Source organism: Leptotrichia hofstadii (assembly GCF_007990525.1).
GTDB lineage: Bacteria > Fusobacteriota > Fusobacteriia > Fusobacteriales > Leptotrichiaceae > Leptotrichia > Leptotrichia hofstadii.
In genome coordinates, this window is sequence record NZ_AP019823.1 from 1,855,678 (window position 1) to 1,870,335 (window position 14,658).

Consider the following 14,658-nt stretch of genomic DNA (forward strand, 5'->3'; position numbering starts at 1 on the left):
ATGCACAAATTAATTTACGAATTGATGATACCATCAAGAAAAATGCTGAACAGACATGTTCTGATATGGGATTTTCTTTATCAGCCGCTATAACAATCTATTTAAAAAAATTAGGTTCTGAAAAACGGATACCATTTGAAATAACCCCAGATCCATTTTATAGCAAACAAAATATGGAACGCCTAAATCAATCAATCCAAAATGTAAAAGAGGGAAAAACTACATTAAAAGAACACGAATTAATTGAGGTGGAATAGTGAAAAAAGTATGCTGCTGAAACATAGTAAGAATATCTATATTGGCAAACTCAGGACAAAAAAATTATAAGAAAAATAAATAATTTAATTAAAGATATAGACAGGAATGGGGATCATTGTACAGGAAAACCTGAACAATTATCTGGAAATCTTGCTGGATATTGGAGTGTCAGAATTGATGAAGCAAACCGAATTGTTTTTAAAATTGTAAATATACTCAAACCTATTTTAAATTAAACTGCTAAAATTATATAAATTTATGGTTTGAGTAAAATAGTCATAGCTTTTGAGTTTTGTTTTAAATAAGTTTTACTATGATACATTAGAAATATGGCAATGTGGTTCACATTATCGAGATAAATAAAAAATTTAGGAGCTTTAAAGGCTCCTTTTTTAATTATAGTTCTCTTTCACAACTTCCACAGCCTTAATAGCTGAAAGTGATACAATTATATCAGAAATATCAATTTTTTCATCCATATTCACAGTAAAAATTGCTGTATTCTCAGCTTGATTTTTATCTATTTGTGTTATTTTTATCAACTTCTGATTAAATACTTCGTATGTTGCCAAAAGACCTTTGGCATAATTTTGATTTTCCATGAATTTTACTTCAAATTTTAAAACTTTTATTTTTTTTACAATTTTAGGTTCAAATTTTTTAAATATCACTATTATTACAAGCATAAATACTATTGCTGGAATTGCTAAATTATAAAATCCCCATCCTATTCCAAGTCCTGCACAGCCTGTTGCCCATATTCCAGCGGCAGTTGTCATTCCTCCAACAGTTTCCCCCTTTTCTTTCATTATGCTTCCTGCACCTAGAAATCCTATTCCACTTACAACTTGAGAACCTAGTCTTCCCAAATCTGTTTTTATAACCCCAGATAATTTTAAATTTACGCTGGCAAGTTCCAGAATATTAAGTCTCAACTGATCCTGTACCATAGAAATAATTGCCGCTCCAAAACATACCAATATATGCGTTCTAAATCCTGCAGGTTTATTATCTTTTTCACGTGTATATCCAACAATTCCACCAAAAACAACTGCCAGCAGCAATCTAAGAGAAACAACTTCTACAGTTAGTTCATTTACAAAACTATTTTTAAAAAGTTCGTTCGTTATTTTTATAAAATCAATCATTATGTATCGTCTCCTTTTTATTTTTTAATAAAAATAATATTTGTAATATCAAACAGAAAATTAAACTCAATATCCAAAAAATTCTTCTCTTTTTTATTCTTTTTTGCGTCCTTTATATCTTTCTCATCCTTTAATTTACTCTGTGGCAGTTTATAAGAATATTTATTCCAATTTGACAATTCTCTGTCCGTCCCAATCTTATCTACAAAAAATCTAGGATTTTTTAAACTTAATTTTTTTAAATTAAATTTTCTCACTATTTCTTCTTTTGTCAAATGATATTTCATTTCATTTGAAGTTACATAAAAATATCCTGAATGTTTATTTACATATTCTTTCACTGCCAATTCATCTCCATTTGGTGGATTGCTAGCATAAGCTGGACTTTCTTCCATAATTTCATCAAAAGAATAAACATAACCTATCCATGCATCTCGATTTTTCATCAATCCTTTCACATACGCTCTTCCTGCATCATCCTGCTCTTCCCCGCCAAAATTAATATTAAATAATAAATCACTGCTCTTAACAATCGGATCAATTGTATTTGGAATCAATCTTCTATAAACTTTTTTATTGTGCAAGGATAAACTCATATTTTCAGTTATTGGAAATTTATAAAAATGCCAAATCGTAATCCACAATAAAATTACATTTATTCCTAAGAATACTTTTTTCATAATAATTTCTCCATTTCTAAAAAAATTTACTACTTTCAAAATCTAAAAAACTATTCTCAAATTTTTTATATCAAACTATTAAAATCAAATAATTTTCAAATCTACGCAAAATTTATAATTTCTATTTTTTAACAAAGTTTACTACAAAATAATTTTACCACATTTTTATAAATAATAAAGAAATAATTGTAAAACAAAAAAACTTGAATTTCGTAAATTTACTACTCTTCAAGTTTTTATCATAATTTATTTTTTATTAATTTTCTTCATTTTCAGTATATTCTTTTGCAACTTCATCAACTTTATATTCTTCAGCAATTTTGTTAATTAAGTTGTTTCTTTCTTCAATTGCCTTTTTATTTAATAATCCGTTAGCAATTTGTTGATAAGCACTATTTGGAGTTACGTTTCCTAATTTTGCTTTTTCATTTTCATAGATTTGTGTAATTTCTTCTTGAGTAACTTTTACATTTTTTCTTACTTCTAAATCTAAGTAATAATTTATGTATACACTGTCTTTGATAATTTCAAGATCTTTTTTATTTTGTTCCTGTTCTTCAAATTTCTCATCAGCCATTTTCTTACCAATTATTTTACCAACAATTATAGTTTTAATTACTTCAGGATTTCCTTTTGAGAATAATAATTCTTTCTTTGTAATTTCTACACTGTCACCCATTTCTTCAACCAATTTGTTCAATTCTTCTGCCTCTAATTCAGCAACTTGCTGATTTAACAAGTCTCTTTGAATAATTTCCCTTGCTTGAGAGAACGGAATATTTTGTGCATCAAAGCTAGCTTTATTGTCAGTATATAATTTTGTAACATCATTTTCGTTTACAGAAATTTTATCTTCAATTGCTTTTGCAACAAAGAATTTATGTTTTTCATTTTCAACGAAATAGTCAAACTCTTCCTGCTCTTCATCAGTAAATTTATATTTTTTAGCAGCTTCTAAAATAGCTTTATTAGTTAAAACCCTTTTTATTCCCTCGTTGTCTAATCCTTCTCTTTCTTCATCCGTTAAAGTTAATTTAATATCTTCAGCTTTCTTCTTTGCCATTTTTTCTCCTTAATTCTAATAATTTTTTATTTTTAGTTTTTTTTAACTTTTATTATTTTACACTATTTTCTAAAAAATTTCAAGGAATATTTTTAGTTTTAATACTTTTTTAGTATTAATTTATAAATACTCCCAAGTTATTTACTTAGTATTCTGCTCAAAAATTCCTTAGTTCTTTCATGCTTTGGATTTTCAAAGATATTTTCAGGCTTGTCATCTTCCACAATTACACCTTGATCCATAAACACAACTCGGCTCGAAACATCATGGGCAAAATCCATTTCATGCGTTACCACAATCATTGTAAGTCCACTTTTTGCCAAATCTTTCATTACTTTCAGAACTTCTCCAACCATTTCAGGATCTAGCGCTGATGTCGGCTCGTCAAACAGTAAAACTTCTGGCTGCATTGCCAATGCTCTCGCTATTGCCACCCGTTGCTTCTGACCGCCCGAAATTTGATTTGGCTTTGCATGAACAAAACGTTCCATTCCTACTTTTGCCAAAAATTCTTTTGCTATTTTTTCGGCTTCTTCACGTGATTTCTTTAAGACTTTCATTTGTCCAATTACACAGTTTTCCAGAACACTTAAATTATTAAACAAATTAAACTGCTGAAACACCATTCCTACTTTTTCCCGCAATGCCACAAGCGACACATCTCCTGCCATCGCATCTTTTCCATGAATTAAGACTTGTCCGCTAGTAGGCTTTTCAAGTAAGTTTATACATCTTAAAAGTGTTGATTTTCCACTTCCAGACGAACCAATTATACTTACAACTTCCTTTTCATAAACATCAAAGTTTACATCCTTTAAAACTGTTCTCTTTCCAAAATCTTTTCTAATATTTTTTATTTCAATAACTTTTTTACTCATTATTTCTCCTCCCCATTAGCATCATCCAAAAATTCAAAATGTTGAGGACCGTCAATTCGTTTTTCGATTTGTTTTAAGATTAATGATAATGTAAACGTTAAGAAGAAGTAAATCACACTTGTTATAATAAATACTTCATAATAACGTGAATAAGTTCCCACAACAGAATTTGAAATAAAGAACAGTTCAGTAACACTTATTACATTTAATACAGATGTATCTTTAATATTTACAATAAGCTCATTTCCAATCATTGGTAAAATATTTCTAAACATCTGTGGAAAAATGATACTTTGCATCAACTGAAAATTTGTCATTCCAATAGCTTTTGCCGCTTCAAACTGTCCGTTATCAATGGAATCAATTCCTCCACGTATAATTTCACTCATATATGCACCTGTATTTATTGATACAATAAACAGTGCCGCTACCATTGGTGACAGATTAATATGAAATACTTGTGATAATCCGTAATAAATTACCATTGACTGTACTATCATTGGGGTTCCTCTAAATACAGCAATATAAATTGAAGAAAGCCAGTTTAAAAATTTTAATCCAGTTTTTTTATACTTATGAGACTGTCCATCAATTTCTGCTTCTGAATACCTTAATAATGCAACCAGTAATCCAATGAAAAATCCAACTACTGTACCCGTAATTGAAATATACAGTGTTGAAACTGTACCTTTCACAAATGTCATCCAGTCATTTTTAATAAAAAATATTACCCATCCAAAAAATGAACGCGAGGCTTCATTTGGCTGATTTTGTATAGACTTTTCCATAATACGTTGACGTGCTTTAGGAGTTAAATCTTCATCTAATATTTTATTGATTTTTTCCTCCAGCTCTGTATTTCCTAATTTCATTCCAATAGCTACATTCACTTCTTCCGTATCGTATTTAAATCCTGTATTCTTATCAAATGAAATGAATTTTAAATTAGGATTTGAAAACTGAGCTGCCATAGCTCCAGGTCTTTCTGATATGTATCCGTCTATTTTCCCTGAATTTAATGCTACTATCATAGCTGGAAAACTTTCCATTGCAGTTTGCTTCTGTACGCCTTTCATCTGATCAATAACATCATAGTGAAGTGTGTTTAATTGCCCTGTAATTTTTGCTCCTGCAAAATCATTAATTGATTTGGCATTTGCATATTTTCCATTCTTTTTCACAACTACTACTAAATCTGATTCATAATATGGTTTTGAAAATGTCAGACTTTGACGTCTTTCGGGCGTTGCAGACATTCCCGCTATAACTAAATCAACTTTTCCAGAAGTCAGTGCAGGACCAAGCAATGCTTCCCATTTCGTTTTTACAATTACCAAATTTTTATTCAATTTTTTTGCAATAACTTTGGCTATTTCAACGTCATATCCGCCACAATAACCTCCATCAACTTTTACAGCACCATTTTTAGCATCATTTTGAAACCAGTTGAAAGGAGCATATCCACACTCCATCCCAACTTTTATATCATCACTATAGCCTGTTATGAAAGTTGCAACAAAAACTAATAATACTAATATTTTATTTTTTATTGTACTGAATTTCATATTTTATTATAATGCTCCTTTTTTTATTAAAGTTTCAGCTATTTGAATTGTGTTTGTAGCGGCGCCTTTTCTTATATTATCTGCCACAACCCACAAGTTAAGGGCATTATCTGCTGAAAAATCTCTTCTGATTCTTCCAACATAAACTTCATCGGTATCCTGAGCATTTATCGGCATTGGATAAACGTTGTCCTTGCCATCATTCTGCACTACAATTCCTTCTTTTTCTTCAAATGCACGAATTACATCTTCCAGTTCAAATGGTCTTTCTAATTCCACATTTACAGATACTGCATGCCCATATCTAACTGGCACTCTTACACAAGTTGCAGTTACTTTTAAATCTGGCAAATTCAATATTTTTCTAGTTTCATTGATCATTTTTTCTTCTTCTTTTGTATATCCATTATCTAAGAAAACATCAATATGCGGCAATGCATTAAATGCAATTTGATGAGGATACCCTTTTGAAGGCTCTCCTTTTAGATTAGCTTCCAAATCATCAAGTCCTCTCTGTCCAGAACCTGCCACGGCCTGATAAGTTGAGTAGATTACTCTTTTTAATCCATATTTTTCCTGTAAAACTTTTAATACAGGCATTACCTGAATTGTCGAACAGTTTGGATTTGCAATAATTCCTGGATGATTTTCTAGTGCTTCCGGATTTGCTTCAGGAACTATTAACGGAATATTTTCATCCATTCTCCAAGCACTGCTGTTATCTATAACAACTGCACCTTTTGCTTTAAATTTTGGAGCATATTCAAGCGATACTCCTCCACCAGCCGAAAATAAAGCCACATCAATATCATCAGCTATTGTGTCATCTTTTAGTTCAATAACAGTATATTCTGTTCCATTAAATTCAATTTTTTTACCAGCTGAATTTTTCGAAGCATAAAGGTATAATTTTTCTACTGGAAAGTTTCTTTCTTTCAGCACTTTTAAAAATGTTCTTCCAACAAGTCCAGTTGCTCCAATAATTGCTACTTTGTAATTTTTCATTATTTTTCCTCCTAAAAACTTTTTGATTAAGGCTTATCTACCTAAGAATTAATTATTTTATTATTAATTACCCTAAATCTAATGTATATATAATACACTATTCTCGCGTCTTTTTCAACATGAAAAATAAAATAATAAAAAATATGTATCTAAAAATACATATTTCTTAAATTTTATTAAACTTCTCTTATTCTCACACCGTATTTAAAGTATTTATTCCAGTATGTGTTTTCCAAAGTCGAAATTACAACTCCTTTTGAAGCTGATGCATTGATAAAAAGCGTATCTCCTAAATAAACTGCTGTATGATTATTTTTTTCCTCTGGTCTAAAAAACACAATATCTCCAGGTTTCAGATTTTCTTTTGAAACATGAGCTCCTACTTTTACTTGCTGTACGGTTTGTCTTGGAAGCTCGTATCCATAAACTTCACGATAAACTCTACGTGTTAATGCTGAGCAGTCCATTCCGTCTTCAGAATCTCCTCCAAGTGAGTATTTTGTACCTTTCCAGTTGCTGTATGACTTTAACAGCTGATTTTGCAGCTTTACTGTCTTTTTTTGACTAAAAGTTCCATTTAGCAGTATTTCCTGATGCTTTCTCTTTAATTCAGATAATTTTTGTAATACCAGCTGTGAATTTGGCATTGAACGGTCTACTAATTTATTTTCATCAAATAGCCTTGTAACTTTCAAATCATCTATTTTTTCATTCAAATCACTATGTTTATCAAGTTTTTTTTCAGGTTTTCTTACTGCATCTTCGCTTTTATTCGTTCTTCTTCTTTGTTCCGAACTATTACTTGAAGCAGAATAATCACTCTCTGCTTTTTCTTTCTTTCCTCCTACAATTTCAACAACAATATTTTCATTTCCTGCATTATTTTTAGGCGAAAAATCGTTATTGCTTCTTTCTCCTGTTTTTACTTTGCTTGCTTCATTTGTCTGTAAATTAGCGCATCCTACAGTCATCAGCATACATGCCATAGTAAACGTTGATTTTCTTACCATTTTTTCTCCTCTCTCAAAATTATTTTGAATCAATTATCAAATTTACAGGTCCGTCATTTTCAGAAACAATTCTCATATACTGTCCAAATTCCCCAGTTTCAAATCTAACTCCTGTCTGCTCCAGTTTTTTTACAAAAAGATTATAAATTTCCTGGGCTTCGTTAACTGCCGCCGAATCAGTATAGCTTGGTCTTCTTCCTTTTTTTGTATTTCCATAAATTGTAAAATTACTCACAATTAATAATTCTCCTCTTATATCTTTTACTGATAAATTCAGCTTACCATTCTCATCATCAAAAATTCTCAGATTAATCAGTTTATCAATACAAAAATCAATATCCTTTACAGAATCCCCGTTAGCAACTCCAATATACGCAACTATTCCCTTTTGAATTTTCCCTTTAAATTTATTGTTTACAAATATTTCTGCAAAATTTACTCTTTGAATTATTATTTTCATTTTTTCCCTTAATTTCTAAATTATAATTTTAATAGTATCTTCTTTCTTCTCCAATTGCAGTATCGAATCCATGTCCCGGATATACCCTCACATCTTCATCCAATGCTAACAATTTCTTTAACGATTTTCCCATCTGAATCGGATCGCTTGTAGGCAAATCTACCCTTCCATAGGTTCCAGCAAACATTGTGTCTCCAGAAATTAACGTCTTGTTAGCCCTGTCATAATAGCAAATATCCCCTCTGCTATGCCCTGGTGTTTCAATTATTTCAAAGTTAAATTCTGAGCAGTTTTCAAGAATTTTTCCTTCTTTTCCAACTTTATCATTTTCTTTTAATGTTACAATTTGAATATTTTCCTTATCTAATTCAAATTCTCCCTCTCTCCAGGCAAAAAGTGACAACTCTGAATTAAACAGGAATTCATATCCGCCTTCACTAACATAAACTGGCACTTTTTTGTATTCCAGCATTGTTGGAATACCCAATATGTGATCCCAGTGTCCGTGAGTCAAAAGAATCGCAATCAAATTCAGGTTATTTTCCTTAATGTAGCCAATAACTTCTGTCATTTTCTCCTCCCCAGGATCCACAACATAACAATAGTTCTCGTAAGAAATTACATAGCAGTTGCTTTGCGCTAAATTGTCATTCAAAAATCTCCTTATTTCCATTTTTTCTCCTTTTATTTTTTATCTGCTTTTTCAATTATTTTATATGTTATTCAAATTTTTTACACCTAATTAACAAAAGTAAAGAGTATTTGAATTAAAAATTTTTATTTAATTCTTTACTATATGCACATCCATTTGCGGATAAGGTATTTCAATTCCAGCCTTGTCAAACTCGGTCTTAATTTTTTCATTTAATTTTAACTTTAAAGCTAAATAATTTTCTGAACGTGTATAAACATAGATGTAGAAAATTATCGCAGACTCAGCTAATCGCCCAACTCCAATAATAGAAGCCTTTGAAGCCAAAATCATTTTTTTATTTTTATTTACACTTTTTTCAGATATTTCAGTATTTTGTATGTTCTCAGCAGTTTTACAACCTTCCTCCTCCATTTCCTTACTTGCCTTATCTTCAGCTTCTTTCATTTTTTCCCCAGAAAAAATTGTTGAAAAGAGATTGATTTTGCTTATTTCCTTTTTTTCTAAAATTGTATTCTGAATTTTTGCAAGCAAGTTATTCTTAATTTTAGTTTCTTCTACTTCATTCATCGTTTCAGCTTTCACTATTCTTTCCAAAACTTTTTTTACCTTCTGAATATCGCTCTTGTATGAGACACCGATTTCCAAATCAAGCCTACGTTCCCCATCTTGCTTAATATTCCGAATTTCCGTATTTGTAATTATTCCATTTGGAATTATCACAAGCTCATTTTGCGGATTCAACATTTTTGTATAAAAAAATTCAATTTTTTTGACTGTTCCAATATAATTATTATACTCAATTGTGTCTCCCACTCGAAATGGCTTAAACGTAAGAATTATAAGCCCGCCACAAAAATTACCCAACGTTTCCTTAAAAGCAATCCCTAAGACTATCCCAGCTGCCCCTAGAAAAGTTGTAATAGAAGATATATTAATTCCAAGAATACCGATAGAAGAATAAATCAGAATAAAATAATACAGAATAGAATAAATAGAAATCAAAAATGAAGCCACACTTTTATCAACATTTGACTTTTCCATTATAATTTTCAATATTTTTTCAATTCTAGTCTTAAATATTCCTCCAATTTTTATAATTAAAAAAATTATAAATAACCTGAATATATTAGTTTTCAAAAATTTGATTATGTTATCCAGTTCTAAAAATTTTTGTAAATCCTTCACAAATCCCTGTATGACAATATATAAAAATTATATAAATATCATACACTCCTTTCTTTAAATTTTATTTCCCTGCTTTAACTTAATACAGTTATTTTAAAATTATCCTATAAGATAACATAATTTTAAACTTTTTATTTTTAAAATTACTTTGATTGTACAGTAAAATGACTTAGAAATAAAATTATATCTCAGGAATACAAAATAAATTCTATTTTATAAAATTTTACCAGCTTTTATACTTTTAACTATAATTAAAATTTATAGTCTCTAAAAATGAGCTTAAATATTACTCGCAAGAGGTTAATCCAGGTTGTTAGGGATAAAGATATTAAGCATCCGAACAAGTCTATTCTAGTTAAACCTTAAACGCATTTGTTTTTAACAGATTTGATTTATTAAAAAATACAGTATGTATTTTGTTTCTAATAATTTGATTTCAAAAAAATTTGAATAAGCAATGAAAATTATTAAAGATTTCAGGTTTTTTTATTATAACACGTTTTTTTTATTCTGTCTATGAAATATTTCAATTTTTATTGTTTGTTAAGCAAAAATACAAATGTAATTGGTAAATTAAAAAATCCCATTAAAAGATACACTGCACTGAAACACACATGTGTCCTTTTGTATGATGGCAGTGGAAAAACTGGGTCTAAACCTATTATCAACAGCTGCAACACTTATTCTTAATTTTCCAAATTCTGCTTCATCTTCAAACATCAGTCTTACTTTCTTATTAAAATTTCCTATTTTTGCCTTCTGCACCAGATTAGAATTTTTTTTGGGCTTTTCAATGCTTCATTACCTGATTTGAAAATCTGCTTATACTAAACTCCATTTAAAAAAAAGAAATAAGATTCTATAATAATTAATTTGATAACCTTGTAAAAAAATTAAAGAGCAGAAAAAATTCTACTCTTTAGTTATTTATCTACAGTATTTTTTTATTATATCTAATTACCCTCTTTTTATTTTTTACTTTTTAGCAAAATACCCTAAATATTCAAATTTTTTTATACTTTCAGGAAAATATTCATCAGCAGTTATTTGAATTCTTTTTCCATCATCTAAAATTCTATATATAGTAGTTTCTGATAATTCTTTTATAGCTTTTTTTTCTGTTTTAGGTTCTGACAAAATATCTGCAACAATTACATCTACATCTGTCAACTCATTAACAACTTCATTTCTAGAATTACCTATACCTATTAAACCTGCTCCTTCTCCAACAATTAACGTTCTTAAATAATTTCTGATTTTTTCTGGTATATAAACATTATTTGCTTTATATGGAACTCGTTCGATTTCATAATTCAAAAATTTAATTTTTGAATTAATCATGCTATTTAAAATAAATTTTCTTAGATTCATTATAACTTCAGCTGCTTTTTCTTCTTTTTCCCCTTTTTTTAACTTGGAATTTTTGTTCCAAAATTCCATTGCTTCCTCAACTGTAAAGCTTTTATCTGTAGTTTCAGCTAAATGCAACATTATTAATTTTACATTTTCCTCATTTAATGTTTCTAATTCTTCCTTTGTGTAATCTAATCTGTATTTAAATGAATCTAAAATTTCGTTTGGAAATATTTCAGAAAAATTAAGTTTGTCTGCTTGACTTTTTTTACAAATTACTGCTCTTCTAAACTTTGTATCCAATATAAAATCAAGACATTGTTCTTTTATTACATGATTACCTTGTGATAATTGTTGTAATTTTTCTATTGTACTATCAGTATAAACTCCAGAAATGGATAACCTTAATCCAATATCCGACACATATTCCAAATTTTCTTTTTGAAGCATATCTACAAATTCATGTAAATACATTGGATCGTTAATATTTTCCAACTGTTCATGACCTACATAATAATCCTGCATTCCTATAACTTCTTCTATATGTCTTATAAAATCTCCTTTTTTCTCTGAAATATCTGTATAACTCTTCATTTGTTCGGCTACTATCGAAAGAAACGCTTTCCCTCTTTGAACTTTATCCCCCTGTGTTACATTAGGAAAATATTTGTTAGCATAAAGCATCATTTCTCTAACTTTATCAGGTTCTTTCCATCCAGGATATGTATTATATGAAATATACGCAATACCTTCTTCAGTCAAATTTTCATTACAAATCTTAATAATTTTTTCTTTCACATTATCAGGAACCCATGAAAATACACCATGAACAATAATATAATCAAATTTTCCAAAATCCTCATTTATATCCAAAATATTTTTTTCAATTAACTTAATGTTTTGTAATCCAATTTTTTCAATAACCTCATTTCCTTTTTTTACTTGTTCCGCTGTTAAATCAACTCCAATAAATTCAGCTTCAGGATTATACAATGCCTGTGATATAATATTTCCTCCAAATGATGACCCCAACTCCAAGACTCTAGCTTTTCTTGAGTCTTTTGGCGTTAATCCATACAAACGTCCATAAGCTTCTAGTAATGCTGGAGCTGTATAATGAAACGGGTTTGATTTATAAAGTAGTTCGTTATAGGTATTTTTATTTTCCATAATTTTTGTATAAGAATTTTTGAAACATGATTTATAATTTTATAAATGTAATTTCCAAAAATATTCTTAAAATATCTCCTTTCAATATTTTATTAATTTAAATTTTTATTTAACTTTTTTTATTTCGATATACTTGATATTCATGCTATGCTTGCTCAAGAACATTTCCTCAAATTCAGTTTTGATATTTTCATCCGATTTTTCTGAATTATGCAAATCTCTCGTATGATAGACAGTTTCATAATTGGCAAGCCTGTCCACCAATTCCAGGACATCTTCATAATACTGCTCATGATCGGTCTTGAAAAACAGCACTCCACCAGATTTCATTATAATGTCAAGCCTTGCAAACAAGCTTTCATTTATTACCCTTTTCTTCTCCTCGCCTTCCCAAGGATCAGGAAAATTGATGTAAACTCCTGCTATCTCATTTTCTCCAATAAAATCCAGTATGGTTTCTGCTCTTTTCCTTATAAACAGAATATTACTCAAATTTCTTTTTTTAGATTTTTTAGCTCCCAGAACAAGTCTTTTAAACCGTAATTCCAAAGCGATATAATTTCTATCTTTAAATTTTTGTGCATTTTTAACGGTAAAATTTCCACTTCCGCAACCAATTTCTAAATAAATATCATTATTGTTTTGAAAAAATTCATTCCATTTTCCACAGTATTCATCAACATCTTTATTATTATACATCAAATACTCAGGAAATTCAAGCATTTCATACATATATTTGTTATAATTTTTTTTTGGCTTTTCAAAAAAATATTTCCAAATTTCCTTTTCATTTATAATTTTACTTTTCTCAGCATTAATTTTTTTAAGTTCATCATTCACTTTCTTTATTTTATTTCTTCGTTCCTGTTCAGCTTCTGTAATCTTTATTTTTTGTCCATTTTTCCCAATAATTTCAATTTTATTATTATTCTCCATTTTCTAATTGCTTTCCTTAAACTTTTATTTTTATAATTGTTATATTTTTTACAATTTAGCTAATATATTTCGTTCAATATTTTATCAATCTCATTATTTTTTTCAAAAAACTCTCTTGTGTCAATATTTTCAGATTTTTTCAAATATTCAATAATTTCATCCTTATTTTTTACAATTTCCACAAATCCTAGTTCTTTGGCATCTTTTACTATTTCTTCTATATTCTGAAAATATTCACCAATAATTGGCTTTTTCCCATAATACAACGGCTCTAGAATAGAATGCCCTCCAATGTCAACAAGTGTCCCGCCAACAAAAACAAAATCTGCTAGCTGATAAAAATCTGTCAAGACTCCCATTTTATCAACTACAATTATTTTTTTCCAATCTTGAGTTTTAAAATTTATTTTTTCTTTTTCAATTTGTGTAATTAATGAATAATCATCTTTTGAAAACTTTTCCAAAATAATATTCTCAATTTCGCCAAGTCTCTCCAGATGTCTAGGAACTAGCACTAATTGATATTCATTATCAATATTTATCATCTTAAAGACCTCAAGCCAGATTTTTTCCTCATTAGGACGCGTACTTCCACACACGATTACTTTCTTATTTTTATTTATAATTGTATCAAAATAATATTTTTTCTGTTCGTTAGAAATTTTATTATATTTAATTGAATATTTTAAATTCTTGTAAACTTTAATTTTATTTTTATCAATTCCCAGCCTTTCATATCTTTCCTTGTCTGGAATACTTTGGACCATTATTTTCGTAGCACAATTTAATGTTTTTCTTATAAGCCATCCAAATTTTAAATACGACTTCAATTTCTTTTCGGTCAGCCTTCCATTTACGATAAATAATTGACCATTTTTTTGAGCAAAATAATACAAATTTGGCCAAATTTCAGTTTCCACAACTATTGTTTTTTCTATTTTATATTTTTTATAAATTTTTTTCATTGCAAAAAAATCATCAAGTGGAAAATAAAATATTTTTACATTTTTATCTTCAGAATATATTTTACTAACTGCAGAAAATCCAGTATCTGTCATAACAGAAAGTATCACCTTTTGATTTTTCTCACCTTTCCTGGCTTGTAATATTTTTTCAATTAATTCTTTTGATAAATTAAATTCTCCAACTGATGAGAAATGAACAAGTATTGCTTTTTCATTATTGTTTAGGAATTTGTTATTTTCCATTTTCTGAAACAGACGTGTTTTAAAAAAATTTAATAGTTTTTTATTGAAAATTGATAAAATCATTATTATAAAATATAACAAAAC

The 14,658-nt window shown here is 28.8% G+C and carries 14 protein-coding genes and 1 pseudogene; 2 read left to right on the forward strand and 13 right to left on the reverse strand.

The genetic code is table 11. The features are described 5' to 3' along the window. The first annotated feature begins 8 nt into the window (after positions 1 to 8). Together FVE77_RS08855 and FVE77_RS08860 are read left to right on the forward strand one after the other, a co-directional pair. Entirely contained in the window at positions 9 to 257 is a 249-nt protein-coding gene (locus FVE77_RS08855) for a type II toxin-antitoxin system RelB/DinJ family antitoxin (protein ID WP_026747042.1), read from the forward strand. Positions 258 to 287: 30 nt separating this feature from the next. Continuing rightward, positions 288 to 494, forward strand: a pseudogene (locus FVE77_RS08860) (Txe/YoeB family addiction module toxin); the annotation flags it as partial. Positions 495 to 650: 156 nt separating this feature from the next. On the opposite strand, the gene FVE77_RS08865 reads toward FVE77_RS08860, so the two are convergent. From FVE77_RS08865 to FVE77_RS08925, 13 genes are all read right to left on the reverse strand, one after another. Beyond that, positions 651 to 1,406, reverse strand: a complete 756-nt coding sequence (locus FVE77_RS08865) for an MgtC/SapB family protein (protein WP_026747041.1) — start codon at positions 1,404 to 1,406, stop codon at positions 651 to 653. 17 nt (positions 1,407 to 1,423) lie between these two features. Further along, positions 1,424 to 2,086 (reverse strand): hypothetical protein, encoded by a 663-nt coding sequence (locus tag FVE77_RS08870; RefSeq protein WP_026747040.1) that lies wholly within the window; start codon positions 2,084 to 2,086, stop codon positions 1,424 to 1,426. Positions 2,087 to 2,342: 256 nt separating this feature from the next. Then, positions 2,343 to 3,149 carry a hypothetical protein gene (locus FVE77_RS08875; protein WP_026747039.1) on the reverse strand — a complete coding sequence of 269 codons (807 nt, stop codon included), beginning with the start codon at positions 3,147 to 3,149 and terminating at the stop codon, positions 2,343 to 2,345. 137 nt (positions 3,150 to 3,286) lie between these two features. Beyond that, positions 3,287 to 4,027 (reverse strand): amino acid ABC transporter ATP-binding protein, encoded by a 741-nt coding sequence (locus tag FVE77_RS08880; RefSeq protein ID WP_026747038.1) that lies wholly within the window; start codon positions 4,025 to 4,027, stop codon positions 3,287 to 3,289. Beyond that, on the reverse strand, positions 4,027 to 5,592 hold the full coding sequence (locus tag FVE77_RS08885; protein WP_026747037.1) for an ABC transporter substrate-binding protein/permease: 1,566 nt from the start codon (positions 5,590 to 5,592) through the stop codon (positions 4,027 to 4,029). Before FVE77_RS08885 ends, FVE77_RS08880 begins: the two co-directional genes overlap by 1 nt. Before the next feature lie 6 nt (positions 5,593 to 5,598). After that, positions 5,599 to 6,597 carry an aspartate-semialdehyde dehydrogenase gene (locus FVE77_RS08890; RefSeq protein WP_026747036.1) on the reverse strand — a complete coding sequence of 333 codons (999 nt, stop codon included), beginning with the start codon at positions 6,595 to 6,597 and terminating at the stop codon, positions 5,599 to 5,601. A 176-nt stretch (positions 6,598 to 6,773) separates the two neighbouring features. After that, entirely contained in the window at positions 6,774 to 7,607 is an 834-nt protein-coding gene (locus FVE77_RS08895) for an NlpC/P60 family protein (protein WP_036088243.1), read from the reverse strand. 19 nt (positions 7,608 to 7,626) lie between these two features. Then, positions 7,627 to 8,067, reverse strand: coding sequence for a D-aminoacyl-tRNA deacylase (gene dtd / locus FVE77_RS08900; RefSeq protein ID WP_026747034.1), 441 nt, complete (start codon positions 8,065 to 8,067; stop codon positions 7,627 to 7,629). Positions 8,068 to 8,095: 28 nt separating this feature from the next. Beyond that, positions 8,096 to 8,740: an MBL fold metallo-hydrolase gene (locus FVE77_RS08905; RefSeq protein WP_026747033.1), complete on the reverse strand. Its 645-nt coding sequence runs from the start codon at positions 8,738 to 8,740 to the stop codon at positions 8,096 to 8,098. Between the two features lie 108 nt (positions 8,741 to 8,848). Further along, positions 8,849 to 9,775: a mechanosensitive ion channel family protein gene (locus tag FVE77_RS08910; RefSeq protein WP_232052912.1), complete on the reverse strand. Its 927-nt coding sequence runs from the start codon at positions 9,773 to 9,775 to the stop codon at positions 8,849 to 8,851. A 1,107-nt stretch (positions 9,776 to 10,882) separates the two neighbouring features. Then, positions 10,883 to 12,430 carry a class I SAM-dependent methyltransferase gene (locus FVE77_RS08915; protein WP_026747030.1) on the reverse strand — a complete coding sequence of 516 codons (1,548 nt, stop codon included), beginning with the start codon at positions 12,428 to 12,430 and terminating at the stop codon, positions 10,883 to 10,885. Between the two features lie 105 nt (positions 12,431 to 12,535). After that, a complete protein-coding gene (gene trmB, locus FVE77_RS08920; RefSeq protein ID WP_081690348.1) occupies positions 12,536 to 13,366 on the reverse strand; it encodes a tRNA (guanosine(46)-N7)-methyltransferase TrmB in 831 nt (276 codons plus the stop codon). A gap of 59 nt (positions 13,367 to 13,425) precedes the next feature. Continuing rightward, positions 13,426 to 14,574 (reverse strand): 3-deoxy-D-manno-octulosonic acid transferase, encoded by a 1,149-nt coding sequence (locus tag FVE77_RS08925; RefSeq protein ID WP_232052913.1) that lies wholly within the window; start codon positions 14,572 to 14,574, stop codon positions 13,426 to 13,428. Between the last annotated feature and the right edge of the window lie 84 nt (positions 14,575 to 14,658).